Source organism: Xylanibacter sp. (genome assembly GCF_057607445.1).
Genome location: NZ_DBLZAX010000001.1, coordinates 347,014 through 370,431, shown reverse-complemented (window position 1 = coordinate 370,431; position 23,418 = coordinate 347,014). Strand labels below are relative to the sequence as shown.

At 47.0% G+C, this 23,418-nt stretch carries 16 protein-coding genes; 5 read left to right on the top strand and 11 right to left on the bottom strand.

The window, feature by feature from the left end; genetic code table 11:
• Position 1: 1 nt before the first annotated feature.
• Positions 2–610, top strand: coding sequence for a nicotinamide riboside transporter PnuC (gene pnuC / locus ACZMIG_RS01490; RefSeq protein ID WP_418874679.1), 609 nt, complete (start codon positions 2–4; stop codon positions 608–610).
• Between the two features lie 79 nt (positions 611–689).
• Complete coding sequence (locus tag ACZMIG_RS01485) at positions 690–1,340, top strand: thiamine diphosphokinase (protein WP_418874680.1); 651 nt, start codon at positions 690–692, stop codon at positions 1,338–1,340.
• 160 nt (positions 1,341–1,500) lie between these two features.
• On the opposite strand, the gene ACZMIG_RS01480 is transcribed toward ACZMIG_RS01485, so the two are convergent.
• From ACZMIG_RS01480 to ACZMIG_RS01465, 4 genes are all read right to left on the bottom strand, one after another.
• Positions 1,501–2,868 carry an efflux transporter outer membrane subunit gene (locus tag ACZMIG_RS01480; RefSeq protein WP_302330657.1) on the bottom strand — a complete coding sequence of 456 codons (1,368 nt, stop codon included), beginning with the start codon at positions 2,866–2,868 and terminating at the stop codon, positions 1,501–1,503.
• A gap of 3 nt (positions 2,869–2,871) precedes the next feature.
• Entirely contained in the window at positions 2,872–6,012 is a 3,141-nt protein-coding gene (locus ACZMIG_RS01475; protein ID WP_053397428.1) for an efflux RND transporter permease subunit, read from the bottom strand.
• A gap of 19 nt (positions 6,013–6,031) precedes the next feature.
• Positions 6,032–7,228 (bottom strand): efflux RND transporter periplasmic adaptor subunit, encoded by a 1,197-nt coding sequence (locus tag ACZMIG_RS01470; protein WP_193391567.1) that lies wholly within the window; start codon positions 7,226–7,228, stop codon positions 6,032–6,034.
• A gap of 1,019 nt (positions 7,229–8,247) precedes the next feature.
• A complete protein-coding gene (locus tag ACZMIG_RS01465) occupies positions 8,248–8,988 on the bottom strand; it encodes a nitroreductase family protein (RefSeq protein WP_487888901.1) in 741 nt (246 codons plus the stop codon).
• A 356-nt stretch (positions 8,989–9,344) separates the two neighbouring features.
• Here ACZMIG_RS01465 and ACZMIG_RS01460 point away from each other — a divergent pair, with 356 nt between their 5' ends.
• Genes ACZMIG_RS01460 through ACZMIG_RS01450 form a run of 3 tightly spaced genes read left to right on the top strand, consistent with a single transcriptional unit; the run spans position 9,345 to position 11,373 of the window.
• Positions 9,345–9,794 (top strand): hypothetical protein, encoded by a 450-nt coding sequence (locus tag ACZMIG_RS01460; RefSeq protein WP_487888900.1) that lies wholly within the window; start codon positions 9,345–9,347, stop codon positions 9,792–9,794.
• A 13-nt stretch (positions 9,795–9,807) separates the two neighbouring features.
• Positions 9,808–10,008, top strand: coding sequence for a helix-turn-helix transcriptional regulator (locus ACZMIG_RS01455; RefSeq protein WP_021855051.1), 201 nt, complete (start codon positions 9,808–9,810; stop codon positions 10,006–10,008).
• A gap of 60 nt (positions 10,009–10,068) precedes the next feature.
• A complete protein-coding gene (locus tag ACZMIG_RS01450) occupies positions 10,069–11,373 on the top strand; it encodes a gluzincin family metallopeptidase (protein WP_487888899.1) in 1,305 nt (434 codons plus the stop codon).
• Positions 11,374–11,626: 253 nt separating this feature from the next.
• On the opposite strand, the gene dnaA is transcribed toward ACZMIG_RS01450, so the two are convergent.
• The 7 genes from dnaA to ACZMIG_RS01415 all read right to left on the bottom strand — a co-directional run bounded on the left by dnaA (position 11,627) and on the right by ACZMIG_RS01415 (position 22,751).
• Positions 11,627–13,039, bottom strand: a complete 1,413-nt coding sequence (gene dnaA / locus ACZMIG_RS01445; protein WP_021855053.1) for a chromosomal replication initiator protein DnaA — start codon at positions 13,037–13,039, stop codon at positions 11,627–11,629.
• A gap of 430 nt (positions 13,040–13,469) precedes the next feature.
• On the bottom strand, positions 13,470–14,372 hold the full coding sequence (locus tag ACZMIG_RS01440; RefSeq protein ID WP_021855054.1) for an MlaD family protein: 903 nt from the start codon (positions 14,370–14,372) through the stop codon (positions 13,470–13,472).
• A gap of 15 nt (positions 14,373–14,387) precedes the next feature.
• Positions 14,388–15,635 carry an N-acetylmuramoyl-L-alanine amidase family protein gene (locus tag ACZMIG_RS01435; protein ID WP_302352093.1) on the bottom strand — a complete coding sequence of 416 codons (1,248 nt, stop codon included), beginning with the start codon at positions 15,633–15,635 and terminating at the stop codon, positions 14,388–14,390.
• A 56-nt stretch (positions 15,636–15,691) separates the two neighbouring features.
• The gene (folB, locus tag ACZMIG_RS01430; protein WP_021855056.1) at positions 15,692–16,072 is read right to left on the bottom strand and encodes a dihydroneopterin aldolase; all 381 of its coding nucleotides are present in this window, start codon (positions 16,070–16,072) and stop codon (positions 15,692–15,694) included.
• A 14-nt stretch (positions 16,073–16,086) separates the two neighbouring features.
• A complete protein-coding gene (locus ACZMIG_RS01425) occupies positions 16,087–18,648 on the bottom strand; it encodes an adenosylcobalamin-dependent ribonucleoside-diphosphate reductase (RefSeq protein WP_487888898.1) in 2,562 nt (853 codons plus the stop codon).
• 254 nt (positions 18,649–18,902) lie between these two features.
• The gene (locus ACZMIG_RS01420; RefSeq protein WP_487888897.1) at positions 18,903–20,099 is read right to left on the bottom strand and encodes a nucleoside hydrolase-like domain-containing protein; all 1,197 of its coding nucleotides are present in this window, start codon (positions 20,097–20,099) and stop codon (positions 18,903–18,905) included.
• A 348-nt stretch (positions 20,100–20,447) separates the two neighbouring features.
• Entirely contained in the window at positions 20,448–22,751 is a 2,304-nt protein-coding gene (locus ACZMIG_RS01415) for a TonB-dependent receptor (protein WP_487888896.1), read from the bottom strand.
• Between the last annotated feature and the right edge of the window lie 667 nt (positions 22,752–23,418).

Below are 23,418 nucleotides of genomic sequence, written 5' to 3'. Positions count from 1 at the left end.
GATGGACTTCAATCAGTTTATGTCACAATATTGGCTCGACATCGTAACAACGGTGTTGGGCCTTATATACATCTGGCTCGAATACAAGGCCAGCATAGCCCTTTGGATTGTAGGCATAGTCATGCCGGCTCTCGACGTATGGCTCTACTGGACTCACGGACTGTATGGCGACGCAGGCATGGCTGTCTACTACACCGTTGCAGCAATCTACGGCTATGCGGTATGGAAATTCGGACGCAAGAAGGGGCAGAAAGAAGGAGAAAATATGCCCATCACTCATTTTAGGCGCTCATTAATCCTGCCTGTAACGCTGTTTTTCTTCGTGGCATGGGCATTAACGTGGTGGGTGTTAGTAACCTATACCAACAGCACCGTGCCCGTTACCGACGCCTTTACCAACGCCCTGAGCTTTGTAGGTCTGTGGGCTTTGTCAAGAAAATACATCGAGCAATGGCTCTTCTGGATTGCCGTTGATGCCGTATGCGCATATCTCTACATCGGCAAGGGCATACCCTTCAAGGCTTCACTCTACGCTCTCTATGTGGTAATAGCCGTAATGGGCTACTTTAAGTGGAAGCGGATGATGCAGCAGCAGTCACAGCCGGCATAAGTTCAGGCAGCATCACCCTACCCTACATTTGTCTCATCCATCCCATTTCTCCCATAACTCCCATTCAAAAGAAACAACGATGCAGAACCTTCTGATAACAACATCCTTCGCCCCTGATGCCGTGATTATCGGCAACGGCGACTTTCCCACTGCCGAAATTCCGCTTGCGGCCATAAGTAATGCACGTTATGTATGCTGCTGCGACGGTGCGGCTGCCAGCTATATCTCATGCGGCTTCGTGCCAGACGCGATCGTAGGCGACGGCGACTCACTGGACGAAGTGTTCAAGGAGAAATACCGCGACATACTTCACATCATAGATGAACAGGACGACAACGACCAGACCAAAGCCACACGCCACTGCCTAAGCATGGGTTTCAGAAGTATTGCATACGTGGGAGCAACGGGAAAGCGAGAAGACCACACATTGGGCAACATCAGTCTGATAGAACGCTACAGGAACGAAATGGGCATAGACGCGGTTATGCTAACCGACCACGGCTACTTTGTCGCTGCCGAAGGCGATGCTGAGTTTGAGACTTTCGCCGGTCAACAAGTCAGCATATTCAACTTTTCTTGCAGCAGGATAGAAAGCAGCGGACTGAAATGGAACTCATACGCATACGGCAGCTGGTGGCAGGGCACTCTCAACGAGGCCACAGGCAACAGCGTAAAGTTCTGTGCCGACGGCCGCTATCTGGTGTTCCGCACTTACAAGGGAAAGATTTAACATAGGCTTAACGGATAAGAACGGAACTTCTGTTTCATTTATGTGGATATGAATACAGCGGGCGGACAGTCGATAATGACTGTCCGCCCGCTGTATTTTTTATAGAGTCGGCAACCAAGACATTCCTGTCTGTGCCTGCCATGTGTTCAGACACATATCCTTACCATCCGCCGCCCAAAGCCTTATACAGGTTCACCTTTGCCAGCTGACTGTCCAACAGGGCATTGCTGAGTCCGATCTGAGCATCGAGGTAAGTACGCTGGGCATCAAGCAAGTCCATATAGCCGATGGCTCCGTTTACATATTGGACAAGAGCAAGCGACAATGCCGTCTTCGACGAGTTCTCCAGGTCGTAGCGTGTCTTGTATATTTCCTTCACCTTATTAAAGTTGGCTATGGCATTATATGCATCCTTGAAAGCCGTCAGAACAGCTTTTTCGTATGCATAAGTAGCACGCTCATATGCAGCTTTTGCTGCTCTGTGGCGAGCCTTGTTCTTGCCCATGGCAAAAATCGGCTGAAGCAGGTTGGCGCTCAAGAAGTGGTAAGGCGAGCTTAACACTCCTTTCAGGTCGTCGCTTTCAGTTCCGAGATATCCTGTCAGCGTTATGTTCGGGAACATGCTTGTGTATGCAACGCCAACCTTTGCATTTGCTGCAATAAGCTGCTGCTCGGCTTCGCGCACATCAGGGCGCCGTTCCAGCAGCGATGAAGGCAATCCAACAGGCAGGCTGTCAGGAAAGATAACCTCCTGTGGCAGCGTCGAGCGCTCTATGCGATGCGGATATTCGCCCGTCAGCAATGCCAGTTCGTTTTCCTTTGTAGTTATCTGCAGTTCAAGGTCGGGCACGAGTGTCTCCGTCCTTGACAATTCCACCTGAGCCTGTCGGTATGTAACCTCAGACGTCAGTCCGCCTTCATATCGTATGCGCGCAAGATGTTCGCTTTCCCGACGTGCCGTTACGGTCTGATGTACGATTGACAGTTCGTTGTCGAGTGCCACAAGTTCATAATATGTCTGTGCCACCTGCGCAATGAGGCTTATCTGCAGTGCGCGCCGGTTTTCTACAGAGGCCATGAGTTCGGCTATGCTTTCATCATGTGCCCAGCGCAGTTTTCCCCAGAAGTCGAGTTCCCATGACATTGCAGCCTTCAGGTCAAACTGGTTACTGTTGCCGTGATGTTCTCTTTCCTTCTCGGCGTAGATCTTAGCTCCGAACGCAGGAAACATATTAGCATAGTTTATACGCTTCATCTCTGCCAGCTCTTTTATCCTAGCTGCCGCCATCTGCATGTCCTTGTTGTAGACAAGAGACTTGGATATGAGGCTTTGCAGGATTGTATCCGTGTAAACCTCTTTCCACGAGATGTCGGCCATGGATGTCGAGTCTGTGTTATCTTCATCAGACAGTGCTGCCGGCAGTTCTATATTCGGACGTGTGTATTTTCTGCCTATCTGACAGGCAGACAGACTTATTGCGGCCGTTAATATCAGCGCATGTATTATGTATTTTAATCCGTGTCTCATAATTTATTGTTGCTGTGCTATCGCTTTTTGTTCCTTGTTCCCTTTCTTAGCCTGCAATCTGTTTTTGGCTTTATATATTGTAATGAAGAAGAATGGAATGAGCTGTATTCCTATGAAGACGGCAGCCAGCATTCCGAAGAACACACCCGTACCGATAGCCTTTCGGCTGGCAGATCCCGGTCCTGAGGCAAGCACCATAGGGAGTATGCCCAATATGAATGCGAACGAGGTCATAAGTATCGGGCGGAAGCGCAGTCTAGCTGCGTGCAGCGTGGCTTTGAGAACATTGACGCCCGCGTCGGTTTCATCCTTGGCAAACTCCACAATAAGTATGGCATTCTTAGCCGCAAGTCCCATAAGCATCACAAGTCCGATCTGGAAGTATGTGTCGTTTTCAAGTCCGCAGACTGCAATTCCGATGTAGGCTCCCAATGCTGCTACAGGCAGCGAGAGCAGCACCGCAATAGGTATGCTCCAGCTTTCATACAGTGCGGCGAGGAACAAGAAGACGAAAATGAATACCAGCGAGAGTATTATTCCTGTCTGTCCTCCGGCCTGTTTCTCCTGATATGACAGTCCGCTCCACTCCAGTCCGATATTGTCGGGCAGATGCTCCTTGACAAGTTCTTCCATTATCTCCATGGCCTGTCCTGAACTGTAGCCCTGTGCGGCCGTGCCTCGTATTATTGCCGTGTTGAACATGTTAAAGCGCTTTATGCTGCCGGGGCCAGTGGTATATTCGGTGTTGCCCAGCGCAGTCAGCGGAATCATGTCGCCGTTTGAGCCGCGGACGAAGTAGAGGCTTATGTTGTCGCGGTGCTCTCTGTATGGGGCTTCAGCCTGTATGTACACTCGGTAAATGCGGTTGAACATGTTGAAGTCGTTGACATACACCGATCCCGTGTAAGCTTTCATTGTTGAGAACACGTCGGCCATAGGCACACCGAGCATCTTCACCTTGTCTCTGTCGACGTCAAAGTAAAGTTGCGGAATTTCTGCCTGCAGCGATGACGACAGACCAGACAGTTCCTTACGCATTGAGGCATAGTGCATCAGCGTGTCGGCAGCGTTCACCAGGTCGTCATAAGTTGCGTCGCCGTGAGCTTCGAGCTGCATCTCGAATCCTCCCGACGTACCAAGACCGGGAATTACAGGAGGAGTAGACAGATAAAACTTACACTCGGGATATTCCGACAGTTCACGGCCCACGCCGGCCATAATGTCTTCTATTGTATTATCGTCACGCTCTTTCCATTCTTTCAATATAACGGTGAGCTGTGCCCTTGTCTGGCTTGTTCCCACGCGCGGGCTCGATCCTGTTACGTTCTGCACATACTCCACAGCAGGATTCTTCATCAGGAAGCTAACCGCCCTTTCGGTTACGGCACGTGTGCGTTCGAGGGTTGTTCCTTCAGGCATTTCCAGTTCCACGGTGAAGTATCCCTGGTCTTCCGACGGCAGGAAGCTGGTAGGCGTAAGCTTGTTGAATATGAATATGGCAATCAGAATCATGCAGAACCCTATGCCAACGCGACGGGGATTCTTGATTATTCTTGATATTCCGGCTAAATATTTGTTGTTGCCAAGGTCGAGCCACCTGTTGATAGCCGTGAACACCTTGTTCTTAGGCTTGTTTTTGTCCGTGGGCTTGAGTATCAGAGAACACATCACAGGGCTGAGCGTGAGCGCCACTACCGTAGAAAGCAGCACAGAGATTACGATCGTTACGCTGAACTGGCGGTACAGCTGTCCTGTTATGCCCGACAGGAAACTAACAGGCACGAACACGGCTGCCAGGACAAGCGACGTGGCAACAAGCGCTCCCGTCAGTCCGTTCATGGCCTTCTTGGTGGCTTCATACGGACTGAGATGCTCCTCTTCCATTATGCGCTCCACGTTCTCCACGACGACAATGGCATCGTCTACCACAAGGCCTATGGCAAGCACAAGACCAAGCAGGGTGAGCATGTTGAGCGAGAAGCCCAAAATCAACATGAAGCCGAACGTTCCTATCAGTGAGATCGGCACGGCCACAAGCGGGATGAGTGTGGCACGCCAGCTCTGAAGAAAGAGGAACACGACGACGATAACGAGTACAAGTGCTTCAAACAGAGTCTTGTACACCTCGTGGATCGACTCCGATATGTATGTCGTCATATCGAACGGTATCTCGTATTTTACGCCCTCCGGGAAGTTGTGGCTTATCTCCTCCATTGCCTTCTTCACGTTCTCTGCCACTTCCATCGCGTTTGCACCGGGGAGCATGTATATGCCGAGCACGGCAGCATTGCCGCCGTTTATTCCACTTTCGGTATTGTACGACTGCGCTTCGAGAGAAACGCGGGCTACGTCTCTCAGGCGTATGAACGAACCGTCGGCATTGGCCCTCAGTACGATTTCCTCAAACTGGCCAACAGAAGACAGACGTCCTTGTGCCGTGATTGGTATCGTGAAGTCGAGTCCCTTTACGGGCTGCTGGCCCAATACGCCGGCCGCCGACTCGCGGTTCTGGTCTTTCAGGGCGTTCTGCACGTCCTGCACCGTAAGGCCGAAGCTTGCCAGTCGCGCGGGGTCAAGCCATATCTGCATGGCATAGTAGCGGCTGCCCACGTTAGACACGCGCCCCACTCCCGGTATGCGCCTCAACAGGTCGACCACGTTGAGTGTGGCAAAGTTGCTGAGATATATTTCGTCAAACTTTTCATCGTTTGATGTCAGACAGATAGTCATCAGCTGGCTTGCTGCCTGCTTTTCTATCTCGATGCCGTTCTGCACCACCTCTGCCGGCAGACGCGACTCTGCCAGTTTTATGCGGTTCTGTATTTCCACAGCCGACAGGTCGGGGTCGGCAGAAATGTCAAACGTAACTGTCGCCGAGAACGAGCCTGAATTGGAGCTGTTTGACTCCATGTAAATCATGCCCGGAGTTCCGTTCAGCTCCTGCTCTATAGGCGTGGCCACAGCCTGCGACACCGTGAGCGCGCTGGCTCCCGGATAGGAGGCGCTGATCTTTACCACCGGAGGCGTTATTTGCGGATACTGGTCTATGGGCAGCATTGTAAGTCCGATAAGTCCAACAATGACTATGAGGACTGATATTACTATCGAAAAGACCGGTCTGTCTATGAAGAAGTTTACTTTCATCTATTCGGAAGCTTTTATTTTAATTGGTTTTCGCTTGCGGACGGACCGCAGTCTTCTTTCTGTTGGCTACGCGTACTTTCATTCCTGGGGTAAGCTTGTGGTATCCCTCGCTGATTATGGTTTCGCCGGGGGCGAGTCCTCTCTCCACCACAACCTTGTTGCCGAACTCAGGGCCAAGCTCGATAAAGCGGCGCTCGGCCGTAGAGTCGCGCCTCATTACGAAGACATAGGCTCCACCCTTCTCTATGATGAGTGCCTTCTGCGGCACAACAGTTGCGTTTTCGCGGACATCGAGCAATGCGTGCACTTTCGTAAACTGTCCCGGAAGCAGCACGTGATCAGGGTTGGGCATCTCTGCACGTACAGAGAAGGTTCCAGTCTTCGGACTTACCTGCGGTTCGGCAAAGTCGACGAGTCCCTTATATGGATATGTGCTGTTGTCGGGCAGCGTTATTGTTACATACGGCTGCCATGAGCGCGACGAGTCGCGCTGTCCGAGGTTAATGTTTCTCTCCTTGCTCTTAAGATAGTCGAGCGCGGTCATGCTGAAGTCTATCAACACGGTGTCGCTCTTCACAACGGTGGCAAGCAGCGACTTGCCGCCCGTGCCGACAAGTGTGCCAAGGTCTACAAGTCTCTCGCTGATATATCCTGATATCGGCGAGCGCACGTAGGTGTAGCTCAGCTCCTGCTCAGCCTGAACAAGGTCGGCACGGCTCATGCCCATGCTTGCAACGGCCGTCTCATACGCTGCCGTGGCGTTGTCAAGGTCAAGGCGGCTGGCAGCGTTCTGCTCAAACAAGGGGCGTATGCGCTCAAGGTCGCGTCTGGTCTTCAGCACCAGGGCCGAGTCCTTGCGCAGCTGTGCGCGTGCCTTGTCTACCTTTGCCTTATACTGGCGCTGGTCGATCACGAAGAGTATCTGGTCTTTTTTCACGTATGTTCCTTCTGCGAAAGCCATTCGTTCAAGAAAGCCTTCCACCCTGGCGCGCACCTCTACAAACTGATGTGCACGTATGCGGCCCACATAGTCGCCGTAAATCTTGACGTCTTCCACGCCGACTTTCTCTACAGAAACGACGGGTATCTCAGGTGCCTTTTTCTTAGGCCATGTTAGGATAACGTATCCTGCTATTACGGCTACGATGCAACAGGACATCAGAATCAGGCGTTTTTTGCGCAACTTTAATTCTTTCTTGGCGAAAAATTGTTTTATTTTCATCATGGATTGTCAGTATGTTGATACTTTAGGATTATTTGTAACTAATAATTTCTTGTCTCAATATTGTTCGCTCATTTATGGTTTAATGCCCGCAGGCAGCATCTTGCTATGAGCTGTTTTTGCAACGTTCAGCATTCATTCAAAGACAGGGCCATGCAGTTCCTTTGCTTGCATTGTCTCGATGGCTTCCTGTCATTATTGTATATTTCGTGTCTTTATCATCTGCAAATATAGTCTTTTAGTTTCATACAGCCAAACAAAGGCATGACGTACTGACTGTTTAGCATTAAATTGGCAAAAGTTAAGCGGGTCTTTATCCAAATTGGTCATTTCCGTCAGGCAGGATAGCCGTTTTCTGCTGTCGCTGTTTTTTTATTGACATTGCTCCCATGCCTGCAAAAAAGGCTAACGAAAATCCATTCAATATAAAACAAAATCACGACCGAACGCATCAATATTCTTGTAATGGTCAGCCCAATGTGCCTAATGACAGGGCTCGGTTTAAAGGCATCAAAAGGCGGATAATTTTAAAGGGGCAAAAAATCATAAGAGAAACAGGCACCTAACATTAACAAACGTTCAAAACAAGTGCAATTTCCGCGCTGACTGTAAGCAAAACAAGACGCATTGGTTTCAAATCATTAACCTATCGTTTACGGGTCAAAACTCGGCCACTTTTGATGCAAAAGTGGCCGAGTTTTTTATCGAAAACAAATGAGTTATAACTGCTAATCCGAAGTTTCAAGATATTTCAACAGCATGAATTTAATATTTTGGCTGCCGACCCTACCTTCATACTGCTAAATTATACCTGTTTGGGGCGGCTGCAAAGGCCGCGCGGTTTTGCGGCAATATCTCTCAAGATTATCATAAAAGCCCATGACACACATGGAATTGCCAGGCGTATCATGGGCAGTATAATGTATTTTGCTAAACGCAGAGAGACGGCATCTGACGTTACAGACGTGCCATACCTCACTCTGCTCCGACCTGCAAGGCCGGCAAAAAATGTCTTATCCGATGAAGCCCTGACGTTTAAGAGCCTCCATCATACCAGCCGACATGGCCTCGTTGTCTTTCTTGGTGTAGCGTATGTCGGTGAATATCTGTGCGAGAGTTTCCTTGTTGTTTATCTTTACGAACTCGCGATTCTCCTCGAGCGCCTCTTTTTCGGCATAATACTTGTCGATGTCGGCAGGAGTATAGTCGTGGTATGTCTCGCTGTGTACAAACGAGTTGAGCGGCAGACGGTCGGTGAGCGGCGGATTTTCGTCGGGCCAGCCCAGTGTTATCGTAGCCACAGGCATGACGAGCTTTGGCAGACCGAGCACGTCGATAATCATCTGCGGCATATATACGGTTGTGCCAAGATAGCACAGGCCGAGTCCTTCTTCCTCTGCAAGGTTGCAGAAGGTCTGTGTGTAGAGCAGTGCGTCTGATGCTGCGTTGATGAACGACAGAAAATTGTCGTATCCCGGCTCGGCCTTGCGGCAGCGGCACCATGTGCTTGCGCGGTTGAAGTCGGCACATATCGTGAGCACCACGGGAGCCTGAGTAACCATGGGCTGGTTGAAATGAGCCGGGGCAAGCTTGGCCTTCATCTCGTCAGAGCGTGTAACCACCACGCTGTAGAGCTGCATGTTGCCCATAGTCTGCGTGCGTGCAGCCTCTGTCAGCAGGCGGCTGAGCAGTTCTTCACTTACTTCCTTGTCTGAATATTTGCGTATGCTACGCCTTGTGTTTATTGTCTTCATATATTCTTAATATTTAATGTCTTATGTTGCTGCGCCTTTTGTCGACAGTCTGTGTGATGTGGCTTTGCCTTAAGGTGCGGCGTCTGCCATGTGCAAAGTTAATCAAATTTCCCGTATTATGCTGTCTTGCCTTTTCAATTATATTATTTTAAAACAGCCAGGTCAACATATCTTATGATGTTCAGTTCAACTGTTGAATCTTGTCGGGCGTATGCTTTGAGTAAGCAAAAATGTAAAATTAACATGATTTAATGTAAAGTATACTTGTCTTTATGGAAAGTTTGGCTATCTTTGCGATGAGAATAATACTCATATATTTGAAGCATCTGAATGAATAACCTTAAAATTTTACGATTATGAAGAAGTATTTTTTGTTGCCTCATTGCTATGCTAAGACTGGCCTTTGTCTTATGGTATTGTTTTTAATAATGTTTGGCATAGACTTAGCGGGAGCTGCACCTAAAATTAAGGTACCCATGCCATATATTGTTAATGAAATCATTGGTGAAAACGCATGGTTCGGAATACTACCTTCCGAGGATATGTATATGGAGATATGGATGCTCGGCATTTTCATTTCGCTGCTGTTTATCGCCATGAGCAAGGAAAAGACCGAAGACGAAATGATAATGCAGATAAGACTCAAATCGGTGTTTTTCTCACTTTGGTTTACGTCTGTCTTGTTTATCGTAGAAACTTTGTTCTTTTTCAACATTGCCTATGCCTACAGTCTTTGGGCCACTCTTTATGTATTGCTGATTGTCTTTATCATAAAGTTCCGTTACGAAATTCATCAACTTAAATAGCTTAAAAACAAAAATGAAAAATACAATAAAGGTAGAACGCGCCATAAAAGATATAACCCAACAGGATTTGGCCGTGGCGATAGGAGTCAGCCGTCAGACTATAAACTCTATAGAATCGGGCAGATATGTGCCTTCAACATTGCTGGCACTGAAGATTGCTGCATATTTCGGCAAAACGGTGAACGACATTTTTCAGCTTGAAGACGGCGACTGAACAGCTTTATTATTCTGTTTTGAAAAGCGATATTGAATGGAAATAAACAAGAATAGGGATATGAACAATAAGGTTTTATTGCTTTCAGTCTGCTTTTTCCTTTCTGTTTTGGCGTGCCGGGCACAGCATATTGGCGATTATGTCTTGAACATAAGCAAAATAAATCAGGACGAGGCCAACATGCACGTCAGCTGTTCGTTCGTTATAGATTTTCAGAAATCAGACAGTGTTGTAATGAATTTCGGCGGCGACGGCATGCTTTCTGTTGAAAACCTTACCATTCAGACAGACACATCCTCACTGAAATACTGCTATCAGCCTGATGCAAGGAAACTTGTGTTCAAAAAGATTCAAGGCCGAAGCATTGGTGTAAAGATGAACTACAACTACACAAACCTCTCGGCTTTCTTTATCTATGGAGGCGGAACGGCAGAATTGTGGGAGACAAGCTTCAACGAGTATTATTATCCTTACCTGCCAGACTGCTATGCAGACATCACATTAAATCTGGAGTTGCCTGACTCTATCTTTCCATTATGCTCTTATCCCCTTAAACATACCTGCAGCGGCAAGTACTGCTGCCGGATTAATGGCATGCTGCAACAGTCGTTATCGCTCGCGTTATTACAGAAAGATGCATACATCCGCACAACGGCCGGCGAACCTTACGACATGGACATATATCAGATTGCAGGCATGCAATGCAGCAAAAGGCGATACGACGAGCTGCTCGAACTTGCCCGTGCAAGCATATCATATTTCGGCAAAATATATGGCGATGAATATTTATGCCAGCAAAGGGGCATAACACAATATCCCGCTTTCGTGTTTCATAACGGAAAAGGCTTCAGCAACAGATACAACATAGGATTTATCTCGGCCTCACAGGAGAAATTCTCAACATACCCCGACATCTATCCGCTTGTGCACGAGATAGGCCACAGATGGCTTGGCGAATGGACACTGCTCATTCGAGACGGACAGCCCGGAGCGTATTTTATTAAAGAGTCGCTGAATGAGTTTATGACGCTGATGTTCCTAAGACATCATTTTGGCAACGGTTTGTATCTGTCGCTGATTGAAAAATATAACGCTGAATATCAGAAAATCATAAATACGCCACAGGACGAACCGGTTGTCAATCTCGTAGAAAATAACAACAATACTGTTGTTTACAGAAAAGGGCCGCTGATATTAGACCGTTTCGCAAAAGAAATTGGATACGAAAACTGCATAAGCCTAATATCTTCATTTTATCAAAAGTATGCAGGAAAGCCGAATCTGAAATATTCTGACTTCATCAACTTAGTCAACAGCACTTGGCCAAATGCCGCAAACAAGCTTAAAAGCTGGATAGAGAATTAAGTTCAACTTAACTGTTATCACTCTGCAGAAATCCTGACAAACGTTGAACTGATTATCACTTCTGCACACACGACAGACTATGCAATGAGAAACAGAAGGCAAGACGAGAAGAAGGGAAATGACCAACAATAGCAACAGCATAGCAGCAGAAATAGTCAAATGCCGGCTAATAACATGCAAAAGGAAACATTTCGCTTTATTGAAGTACAGAAACAAAACGAAAAAAGGGGATAAACAAATATCCCCTTTTTAATTATTTCTTAAGTTTAAATGAATTTTCAATGCTTGCAATCTCATCGCTGAACAGCTTGTCTGTCTTTATGCGCTGCTCTATCTGTGTGCAGCTGTGTATTACTGTAGAATGGTCGCGACCTCCAATAAGCTTGCCAATACGTGATGCCGGCATCTTGGTGTACTTCTGTGCAAGATACATCGACACCTGACGTGCAGTTACATAATCACGCTTACGGCTGCGGCTGGCCACTGCTGCGGTGGTAACGTTGAAATGGTTGCAAACCGTATCAAGAATGTCGTCTATCGTCAACGGCTCATTATCTATCTTAACCGCCCTCTTTATCACTCTCTCTGCAAGGCGCATGTCAATCTTGCAGTTGTAAACCACAGAGAAAGCCAACAGAGAGTTGATGACACCCTCAAGTCCGCGCACGCTGTAGTTAGCTGTCTGCGCAATGAAATAAACCACATCTTCGGGGATGGTCAGTCCGTCGCGCTTGATCTTGCTGTTAAGAATGTCCACACAAAGCTGAATGTTAGGTTTCTCAAGCTCTGCTATAAGTCCGCAGCTGAAACGTGTCAGCAGGCGGTCGCTCATGCCCTGAAGATCAACAGGAGGACGGTCGCACGCAAGAATTATTCTCTTGCCGTTACGGAACAAGTGATTAAATATATGGAAGAATGTTTCCTGTGTCTTTGCAGCCGACACCCACTCCTGAATATCATCAACAATAAGCATGTCTATCGTCTGATAGAAGTTGATGAAATCGTTAGTTCTGTTGTTCAATACGGCATTGGTATACTGCACCTGAAACAGTCTTGCGCTGATATACAGCACCCTTTTCTGCGGATAAATCTCCTTGGTGCGCACACCGATGGCATTGATAAGGTGTGTCTTACCGCATCCGGACGGACCGTAAATAAACATCGGGTTAAACTGAGTGGTGTTAGGATGTTCCGCAATAGACAGTCCGACAGCTCTCGGCAACTTGTTACTGTCACCTTCAATATAGTTTGCAAAAGTATGTCGGGGATTCAGCTGTGAGTCTATCTGCTGGGGCTGTGCCGCATCAAGCGTAGTAGGCGACTGGTTTACACGTGTTCTGCGTGTAACTGTCTGTTCGATGTTCACCACCGGGTCGGCCTGAATCTGCTGTGATATATTGTTAGTCTTATCCACCATCACGCGGTAGTTAAGACGTATGCCTTTTCCATAAATCCGTACAAGCACCTTGTTCAGCAGTCCTGCATAGTTTTCTTCAATGTATTCGGCGACAAACTGGCTCGACACTTGAAGCAAAAGCGTTCTGTTCGACTCGTTGAACGATTCGAAAACAATAGGCTTGAACCATGTGTTAAACTGCTGTTCCGAGACATTTTCCTTTATCAGCAAAAGGCAGTTATCCCAGAGCGCACGGGGATTATTACTCATATATTAAGATCAGATTATTATGTCTTTCGACGCCTTTTTAAGCGTCTGCAAATTTCGTAATTTTTATTGAAATACACAAATATGCCGATTTAATTCATTTTAAATGATTTATTGTAAATGTCGGGAATAAGGCATTTTATGGCGTGTTTTGAAACATTAATGTAATATTGCCACTTGCATATTTATAAGTACCTGAAAGATAGCGACTTGCACACTACAGAAAAGGTACGGGCAATATCGATGTGTATAAGGCGGGAAAAGTCAGAAAGTGGTATATACTAATATGTTCCGAAAGATTTGTCAATCGTTTCGGAACATATTTTATTATTTAGACAAATTTTAAATTAGCTCAAAGCAAGATGATAATTTAACAGCAAATGCCTGCAAACGTTGTCTCTGCAATGGCTATAGACAGGCTTTTACATCCTTATTAATTGTCCTTTCTTCCAAAAAGTGAGAAGTGAACATAGCGTTTGGGATGAGCCTTGAGGTCAATAAGCAAAGAGTCAGCCGAGCGCATAGTGCTGTTAAGATTGTTATATAATGACGGATCACGCATCAGCAGTCCTATCGTACCCTCATTACTGTTAAGCTTGGCTGTAAGTTCTTCCACATTAGCCAGTGTTGCGTCAACTTTAGCCATAGTGCCTTCAACATCGATATTGTTGAGTTTCTTTGCAAGAAGGTTGGCATTGTATAGTGTACTGTCTGCACGGCTAACCACACCGGGAACACTTCGGTTGAGTCCGGCAAGGAGAGTGTTTATGCGTGTAGTGGTTACAGTAAGATTACCCGTTATGGTATTCACATTATGCAGCGACTGTGCTATGGCAGGATCAGCCAGCAAGATGTTGAGAGTGGTAACGATAGAGTCGAGCTTTGGCAACATACCCATAACCACCGGCACCATATCCTTCATTTTTCCCAATGCGCCATCGTTAATTCCGCCCATAATTGTCTCACCTGGCATCACGCGTTCTCTCGGATTTGTAGCCAACAGCAAGTTTACTTTTACGTTGCCGAGCATATCGCTAACGATCTCAGCACTACTGCCTTTAGGTATGCGCAGTTCCTGATCAATGTCAGCCTCGACCATTATCTCGCCCGACTTATTATAATCATATTTTATGTTTTTCACCACGCCCACCTTATATCCGTCGGCATAAATCGGACTTGAAGAAGATAGTCCGCTGATATTCTTGAACGAGATATAATATTTGTTGGCTGATGAAAACAGATTCAGTCCTTTAAGAAAATTCATTCCGAAAAAAAGTATCACTAGTCCGCACACGGCTACTAAGGCAATCTTTATTTCTTTTGTTAAAAACTTCATAATTTAATCTCCTTTCTATTTAGACTTAAACTCACGTATTGCTTGATTGACGTTCATTTTCTTTCCGTTTTTGAATGCTATGATAAACGCTTCGGGAAACTTGTCGAGAATCGTTTTGCGCAGACGATAAATCTCATTGTAGTCGGTCGACGAACCATAGGTGTATTTCACAAGGTCGTTCTCCTTATAAGATTCTACATTCTCAAGCCCTTTAAACTGGCTGCTGCCGGGACGCAGCATACGGCTGCTTGCCAATATCTGCACCTTAAACACTGGCTTATCCACAGGTTCGTCGGCAACCTCTTGTGTTTTTTCCTTACTGTCACTGTCCGCCTTTTCCTTCGGCTGCTCCTCTACACGAGGACGCGGCGTTTCTGTCCTGCGCCTTGTCTGTTTGCGTGTTTGGGGCTTTTCCTTTTCATCATTGCCGTCATCAGGCACAATGGACGGGATATTTATACTATTATCTTTAGGTGAGCTGTAAGGAACAGTAAAGCCTTTATTGTATTTGTCCTTATATTTAACAAAGGCCTGATATATGCCCTTTGCCATTTTGTCTATGTTGTTTTTGTCATTGAGGAAGCGCTCCTCGTCGGGCGTTGTTATGAAGCCAAGTTCAATAAGACACGCCGGCATGGAAGTCTCTCGCAACACCAGGAACACGTCCTGCTTAACGCCCTTGTTCTGTCGTCCGGCAGTTGAGCAAACGCTGCTCTGCACATACTTGGCCAGCTCTACGCTCTTCGACATATTACGGTCGTGTATGAACTCAAACATGATTGTGCTTTCGGGAGAATTAGGATCGTAGCCTTCATAGCGTTCCTTATAGTCCTTCTCTATCATGATGACAGAGTTCTCACGCTTTGCCGCACTCAGCTTTTCGTCCGAACGCCTCATACCCATCGTGTACGTTTCAAGTCCGCGTGCTATATGTCCTGCCGGCAGCGCATTTGTGTGTATAGAGATAAACACGTCGGCCTTGTTCTTGTTTGCTATGTCGGCACGCTTGTGCAACGGAACAAACACGTCGGTCTTGCGCGTGTAAATAACCTTTACGTCGGGACAGTTGCGCTCTACGTATCGGCCAAAGGCCAAAGCCACATTAAGATTAATGTCTTTTTCGTAAGAGAAAGAACCCTTTGCACCCGAGTCATGTCCTCCGTGCCCTGCGTCGATAACAAGCGTGAAAGGTTTGTCCGCGCCGAATACAGCTGCGGAGAAAGACACTAACACCAACAGAAAGAATATTATCTTTTTTATCATGAGTGCTTTATTACAGATACAAAGGTAGTTATAAATTGCAGAAAAACTGCAATAAGTCAAATAGTTTTATCATTTATTAAGTGTAATTCAACCGATGCGCTGCCAATATCAGCCCCCATCGGCGGATTTATCTTTGCCACAGATATGTCTATGGCCTCAACAAGAGGTAGCTGACTGAATATGCGCCTGCCTATCCTGCCCGCCACATGTTCGAGCAGGCAGGAAGGCTTTTGCATCTCCTTATTTATGATTTCAAAAATCTCAGCATAATTAAGCGTGTCGGCTACGTCGTCGCTCTCAAGCGAATTGTCGAGCGGATACTTTGCGCGAAGATTGACGACATACTCGCCGCCCGTCTCGCGCTCTTGCGGGAGCACGCCGTGACGGGCAAAAAAGCGCAAGTCGTTAAGACATATAAAACCTGAGACCAGTTTCATAATCATCTTATGATTTATCCACAGCGTGATGCGCCGCAGTTTTTACATATAAGACATCCCTCCTGATAAACGAGAGTTTCCTGACCGCACACCGGACATTTCTGTCCCTTGGCCTCTGTGCCGTCAACAATATACTTCTTCAGGGCACGCTCAACACCGTTCTTCCATGTGTTGATGCTCTCGCTCTTAAGCTGCAGCGAACCAACGAGCTTGATAACATGCTCTATAGGCATACGATAGCGCAATACGCCTGAAATAAGCTTTGCATAGTTCCAGTATTCTGGGTTGAACTTCTCGCTCAGACCTTCAACAGTGGTCTTATATCCGCGCTTGTTCTCAAACTGGAAGTCGTAGCGGCTCTTGCCGGTTTCGTCCTTATGCTTGATAATCTTACCCTTTGTTACAGTCTTCGGCAGAACGATGCCTTCCTCGTCGTCCTGCAGACCTGTGAATATCTCGTATGGATATCCGTTGAGAAGGCCTACGAACGCAACCCATTTCTCCTTGTTATTCTGGAAACGCACGACATCACACTCGAGCACGGCAGGCCTTACCTCGGTAACTTCGGGATGACGGCACAGCGGAGCTTGCTTCTTCTGATTGTCGTCGTTGTTCTTTTTCTTCTTTTCTACGGCTATCATCACGCCTGAACGCGAACCGTCGCGATATACGGTGCAGCCCTTGCATCCTGACTTCCAGGCCTCAACGTAAAGACGGTTTACCAAAGCCTCATCTACATTATTGGGCAGGTTTATGGTTACGCTGATGCTGTGGTCTACCCATTTCTGTATTGCACCCTGCATGCGCACCTTCATCAGCCAGTCGACATCGTTGGCTGTTGCTTTATAATAAGGTGACTTGGCCACCAGTTCGTCAAGTTCTTCCTGAGTATATTTCTTCTCAGTGTCAATGCCGTTTATCTTCATCCACTCGATAAACTTGCGGTGATAAACGATATACTCTTCAAACGAGTCGCCTACCTCGTCGACAAAGTCAACATGCACATCGGCATCATTCGGGTTAACCTTGCGGCGACGCTTATAAACAGGCATGAATACAGGCTCGATACCGCTTGTTGTCTGCGTCATCAGACTGGTTGTGCCCGTAGGCGCAATGGTCAGACAGGCTATGTTGCGGCGGCCATATTTAGCCATATCCTCATACAGCTGCGGGTCGGCCTCCTTTATACGGTTGATGAACGGATTGTTCTCCTCGCGCTTAGTATCATAAATTTCAAAAGCACCGCGCTCCTTGGCCATTTCCACTGACGAGCGGTAAGCAGCAAGCGCCAATGTCTTGTGCACCTCAACAGAGAAATCGGTTGCCTCCTGCGTACCGTAGCGCAGCCCCATGGCAGCTATCATGTCGCCCTCGGCCGTGATGCCCACGCCTGTACGGCGGCCCATTCCGCTCTTTCTCTTTATCTTCTCCCACAGGTGATACTCTGCGCTCTTCACCTCGTCGCTCTGCGGGTCGGTCTTTATCTTAGCCATTATCTGGTCTATCTTCTCAAGCTCCATGTCCACAATGTCGTCCATTATGCGCTGAGCCAGGGCAACATGCTTGCGGAACAGTTCATAATTGAAGTATGCCTTGTCTGTGAAAGGATTAACCACATAAGAATAAAGGTTGATAGACAGCAGACGGCATGAGTCGTAAGGACAGAGAGGTATCTCGCCGCACGGATTGGTAGACACGGTGCGGAAGCCCAGGTCGGCGTAGCAGTCAGGTATGCTCTCGCGTATTATCGTATCCCAGAACAGCACGCCGGGCTCGGCGCTCTTCCATGCGTTATGTACAATCTTCTCCCACAGCTTTCGCGCGCTGATGTCTTTTGTCACCTGCGGTGTGGCGCTGTCGATGGGGAACTGCTGAACATACTCTCTGTCTTCCGTGGCACAGCGCATAAACTCGTCGTCAATCTTTACCGACACGTTAGCACCTGTTATCTTGCCTTCGGTCATCTTGGCGTCGATGAAAGCCTCGCTGTCGGGATGCTTTATGCTCACTGAGAGCATGAGAGCTCCGCGGCGTCCGTCTTGTGCCACCTCGCGTGTAGAGTTGCTGTAGCGCTCCATGAAAGGCACAAGTCCGGTAGATGTCAGTGCCGAATTGTTCACAGGCGAACCTTTCGGACGCAGGTGAGACAGGTCGTGGCCAACGCCTCCGCGGCGTTTCATCAGCTGCACCTGCTCCTCGTCAACACGCAGTATGGCTCCATAAGAGTCAGCATCGCCGTCAAGACCGATAACAAAGCAGTTTGACAAAGATGCCACCTGATGATGGTTGCCTATACCCGTCATGGGGCTTCCTGCCGGAACGATATACTTAAAATGGTCGAGCAGTTCGAACACTTCCTCGGCACTAATCGGATTTTTATATTTATTTTCAATTCTGGCCACTTCGTTGGCTATACGCCAGTGCATGTCGGCGGGCGACTTTTCAAAGATGTTGCCAAAACTGTCTTTCAGTGCATACTTGTTTACCCACACTCTGGCAGCGAGTTCATCACCGCCAAAATAGGCCAAAGAAGCCTGATAGGCCTCTTCAAAAGAGTAAATTTTATTATTTTCCATGATGGCAGAAGTAATTTGAGTGGTGCAAATCTACGAACATTTTTTCATAAAAAGAAATACTTTTCGGAATATTTTTCCCGTTTAAAGCTCTAAAAAGTTCACCAAAAAAGTCAACTCAGAATCTTATTTTTCGCAACTAGTTGAATAATAGAGAGATTCAGCACGTTGATGAAACTTATTCTTTACCACAGAATGTTTAACTGGCTGATTTTCACGTCTTACAAGAAGGGTCTTTTTCAGCAAGCAGAATGTAATCATCTGTCTTTCAGCCAGTTCCATCTCTCTGCCCAATCTTCAAGTATTTCATGGCGCTGCTTTCTTATCAGTCCGGCTCCTTGCCACGGACCTTCAAAATACTCTTTATCGTCACGGTCTGTGAACCAGTTGCCGCCAACGGCATAGTCATCCTTACAACGCTTGCCCGGCCACATTCTGTCAACAACGAATGTGCCATGTTGTCCGTCAAGTTCTTTTATACCAGAACTCACAGTGTAACTAAGCACTGCAGGAGCCTTTGGCGAATATCTCACGGCATAAAGCCCGTTGCCCAAATAATACCCGGGCCATGCCTGGCGGTCGATAGTTGCGGTGAAGCATACAGAATCCTGATCAATGTCGAGTTGTTCAGGCCCCTTCATATGCAGCTCAATCACAGAATAAACCGGCACGGTGTCGTTAAGCGTTGTTGCACGCTCAAACACCCTGCGCGACGTATATGCCGTGCGTCTGAAACTTCCTCCCCAGCAGCTTTCCTTTTCCGGATCGTCAGGATTGCCGTCCATCATATACAACAGCGAAGGCGTGTCGCCCATCTTTACCCTACCTTTATAATAGTTTATAAAGTCTGCACCCATGTGTCCTGCCCCGCTCATCACGCGTTCATAATAACGGCTGTCGGCCTCTCCGTCCCTTTTGCCGTCGGCTATCAGTCCGCGGTATGTGGCATTATTTTCTATCATCCACACATCCGGAAAATTTTCTGCTATATAGGCATAGCTGTTTACGCCCCACTTTTTGTTTGGTCCGCCTATATAATATATCCTTATTTTGTCCTTTATGTCGGGCGCATCGTGCAAGGCCTGTGCCACATCCTCGAGCGTGCCCCACACAAGTATCCACAGCGGGCGGTCGCTCTGCCGGCGCGCCTGTCTCACTATCCATTTTGAACCTTCCGTAGGCTCATCGTAGCCTTTGAAAGGCGCCAGCCCGCGCCTTCCCTGCTTGCAGATACGGCGCAGCGAGTCGGGCGGCATAAGTCCGGCCACATGTTTCTTCAGCCCGTCATAGTCTTTCTCATATATGCCGATCATGCGCCTTATTTCGTCTGCCGAGCCGTTGCCAAACGAAGGCGACGAGACAAGTCCTTCTATGTCGAACATGTCGTTATACATAAGCAGGTGAATCATCGACTGGTTGTCGTCAGGGTCGGTGCCTCCAATATCGCTGCTCACGATAATCCTCGGCCTCTCCGGTCTCGGCTTTTGAGCATGCGCAAAAAGAGAAAACATCGACAATAGTAATAGTAAGACTGTTATATTATGTTTCTTCATTTCCTTGGCTAATAATCATCTGCAAAGATAGTGAAAGGTGAGAGAAATACAAAAAGAAGCTTGCTTATTTTTTATTGCTGAGCCGCATCCTATCTTATTAAGAGATAGTGAAAGGCGAGAGCGGTACAAAATAATAAACGCAGTTTTTTAATTTTGTATTGCAATGTCGTAGTCTGTTTTATCAGAAAAGTGAGAAAGACGGGAGCAATAACAAAATTAAAAAACTGCGTGTCTTAATTACCCATATAATTATTTCTCACGCTCTATGGATATGCCCTTTTCATAGCTGTTCAACACTTTTTCAAGTTTAATCTTGCGTTTCTGATTTTTTCGGAACGTGTATCTTATGAGTATCCACGGCCGCAGACAGCACTCCTTATAGCGGGTGTTGGTAACTGAATGGTAACTGCCGTCGTCCATCACGGTCTTTGTGCGCAATTCGCCCGTAAAATGCTGAAGGGCGAGCGCAATATAAAAGTCGGGAGTGAAATTATAGTTGACCTGCACCTGGGCATAACTCGGACGATAATACTGCGTGTAAGAATTAACGCTGAAGTCGCGGTTATTATAGTTCAGATTGCCATAGAACGAAACTTTGTTAAACCGCAGATTAAATCCGAAACTTGCGTAGGCCATATGACGAGGCGACTGTCCCGTAAAATAGTTGGCATACCATCCGCCTCCACCATACACACGGCCCCACGGCAGACGGTAACTGACGTCGAGTCCGGCCTGTGCCTGCGAAAAATGTCCCATGTTTTCATAGGTATTTGTATAAATGCCGTTGTCGGTAAATCCGTATTGCTCAATCATGTCGGTTATCCTCTTGTAATAAGTTCCCGGCGTCAGATACAGGTTGCCGCAATTGTAGGTATAGCTTAGACCTATATAATTCATGGTCTGCGGCTTCAGGTAAGGGTTGCCGCACTCCACGACAAGCGAGTCGGCAGAAATGTTATATGGATTAAGGTTCGACACCGATGGCGCCGTGTTGCTCAGCGTGTAGCTCAGCTGCAGCGAGTTGTTGCGGTTTATCATCCATGTTGCGCTAACCGAGCCGCGCGGCTTGAAGTAGTGATTGGTCTTGCCGGCAGCCTTCAGCCATATTCCTTCCACTCCGGCAGACAGCATATAGTAAACGCTCCTTATTTTTCCGCCGAATCCTCCGTAAAGATACTGGTTTAACTCGTTGTGCAGAAACACAGGATAATGGTTGTTCTCTATATTGTCATAAAGCAGTGAGGTACGGCTGCCAAGCGTAAGCGAGTTGCCGTTGTCGTAGTCGCGGGCATAGTCAATCATGAGCATGCCCGAGTTACGCCGGCTGTTGTATATCAGATCAGACGCCGACACGTCTTGTCCATACACGTCGGTGCGCTCTGTACTGTAATCGTTGCGGTTGAAATTATATGCCATGCGCACCTCAAGATTGTTGCTTTCGGCAAACGAATGTTTATAATAAAGACTCGTGGTGGCTATAACGTTCTCGTTTCTGTCGCGCGACGTGAAGGCATAAGCCATGTCTTCGCCCGAACTGAAGCTGCCCTCGCCGCTCCCGTCGGTCTTAGTGTCTGAAGTGTTGACATAAGCGTTAGCTGCAAAATAGTCTTTCGGTGTAGGACTCCATTTAAACAGCAGTTCGCCCAGCACGCTATTGCCGTTGCTGCGAGTCTTCTCGCTGAAGTTTTGGGCATATGTGGTGTTCTGTCTGGATATGTCCGACTCTATGTCGTCGTGGTATGTATAATTATATGCGGCACGGCCGTAAAGGCTGTATTTAGGATTGCCCACTTCAAAATAGAACACGCCCATGCCTTTGTCGAGAGGCACGTCGTGACGGGTGGCAGCCTCGAGCCATACATAAGGTGCCTTCTTCTTTTTCAGCTTTATGTTCACTATGCCGCTGATGCCTTCCTGAAGATAGCGTGCAGGCACCACGTTGATAACTTCAACCGACTCTATGTCTGAAGGGTTTATCGGACTTATGCCCGAGTTAATACGGTTGCCGTCGATGAGCACCAGCGGACTCTTGCCGTTGAGCATCGTCACTTTAGACATCGCCGGGTCGGAAATCAACAATGGTATTTCCTGCAAGGCCTCAAAAGGATTACTCAGACGACGGGCCTTGTCTGACAGAAAGAACTTCTGTCCGTTGGCTGTGCGCGTAACAATCTGACTGCGGTCGGCAGTAACAGTTACGTTGTCGAGCTGTATGTTCTTTTCTTCACGTGTAAGTTCATATACAACGTTTCTCAGTGTGTCGCCCACAACTAACCTTGCCGACATATCTTTAAAGAACAACGCGCTGATACTTACCGTGTATTCTCCTTTTGCAAGTCCGTCGACACTGAAATGCCCGTTTTTGTCTGTAGCGCCGAACCACACAAGCGAGTCGCCCTGCATAATGCCCACATATCCATCTTCAACGGGCTTGTCGGTGCCGGCTTCAATGAGTGTTCCGGTAAATGCATTCATGCTTTTGTCCTGCCCCGACGCTGCATTAGACATAAATGTCAACAATGTGACGATAAGAAAATAAACAGTTCTGTTCATTGTGCTATTGTTTTTTAAAGTGTCTTCCATTCAAAATTTTCAGATTTCAACAGGTCATTTTATTGAAATCGCCTGACGGCAATACTTCAACAAACCACAGATGTCATCTGCTTATTGTACGCACGCCAATACTTTTTGTGACATAAGAAACTAATAATTGCGTAATTTTTTTCATCACTTTTGTTTTCAGCAAAAGTAATAATTTAACAATAAAGCATAAGAGATTTATTACAACAATTAATCTACAAAAAATCTACAAGCACCTGAAATATTTAATATTCAACAACTTACAAGTCTTTATGCTATTCTTTTATGCTTAGGAGAAATTCATCCAAGTCCTTTGGTGAGCCATCTTGTCCAAGAATCTTCTGAGTCATACGGCGATGCATAGCCGAAACACTCTTTAGCGGAATTCCGGTCATATTGCTCATTTCTGAAGGTTTAAAATGCAGGCGCACAAGCATGCACAAATCATATTCTTCTGTACGAAGAATACTACGGCTGTTGAGCTTTGCATAAAATCCGGGAATGGCTAAAAAAACAGAAGGATTCTTGCACCACGTATATTATTAAGGAAGATGCCCTGAATATAAAGGTTTGTGCATCTTCCTTATTTTACTCTGCGTATTTAAAGAGAATTTTACAAACAGACAACAATACATACTAT

Excerpts from the sequence above, each read along its gene's own strand:
- ACZMIG_RS01480 (WP_302330657.1), bottom strand. The coding sequence starts at position 2,868 with ATGAGACACGGATTAAAATACATAATACATGCGCTGATATTAACGGCC.
- ACZMIG_RS01425 (WP_487888898.1), bottom strand. The coding sequence starts at position 18,648 with ATGGAAAATAATAAAATTTACTCTTTTGAAGAGGCCTATCAGGCTTCT.
- dnaA (WP_021855053.1), bottom strand. The coding sequence starts at position 13,039 with ATGAGTAATAATCCCCGTGCGCTCTGGGATAACTGCCTTTTGCTGATA.
- ACZMIG_RS01465 (WP_487888901.1), bottom strand. The coding sequence starts at position 8,988 with ATGAAGACAATAAACACAAGGCGTAGCATACGCAAATATTCAGACAAG.
- ACZMIG_RS01475 (WP_053397428.1), bottom strand. The coding sequence starts at position 6,012 with ATGAAAGTAAACTTCTTCATAGACAGACCGGTCTTTTCGATAGTAATA.
- ACZMIG_RS01460 (WP_487888900.1), top strand. The coding sequence starts at position 9,345 with ATGAAGAAGTATTTTTTGTTGCCTCATTGCTATGCTAAGACTGGCCTT.
- ACZMIG_RS01440 (WP_021855054.1), bottom strand. The coding sequence starts at position 14,372 with ATGAAGTTTTTAACAAAAGAAATAAAGATTGCCTTAGTAGCCGTGTGC.
- folB (WP_021855056.1), bottom strand. The coding sequence starts at position 16,072 with ATGAAACTGGTCTCAGGTTTTATATGTCTTAACGACTTGCGCTTTTTT.
- ACZMIG_RS01435 (WP_302352093.1), bottom strand. The coding sequence starts at position 15,635 with ATGATAAAAAAGATAATATTCTTTCTGTTGGTGTTAGTGTCTTTCTCC.
- ACZMIG_RS01485 (WP_418874680.1), top strand. The coding sequence starts at position 690 with ATGCAGAACCTTCTGATAACAACATCCTTCGCCCCTGATGCCGTGATT.
- ACZMIG_RS01455 (WP_021855051.1), top strand. The coding sequence starts at position 9,808 with ATGAAAAATACAATAAAGGTAGAACGCGCCATAAAAGATATAACCCAA.
- pnuC (WP_418874679.1), top strand. The coding sequence starts at position 2 with ATGGACTTCAATCAGTTTATGTCACAATATTGGCTCGACATCGTAACA.
- ACZMIG_RS01450 (WP_487888899.1), top strand. The coding sequence starts at position 10,069 with ATGAACAATAAGGTTTTATTGCTTTCAGTCTGCTTTTTCCTTTCTGTT.
- ACZMIG_RS01415 (WP_487888896.1), bottom strand. The coding sequence starts at position 22,751 with ATGAACAGAACTGTTTATTTTCTTATCGTCACATTGTTGACATTTATG.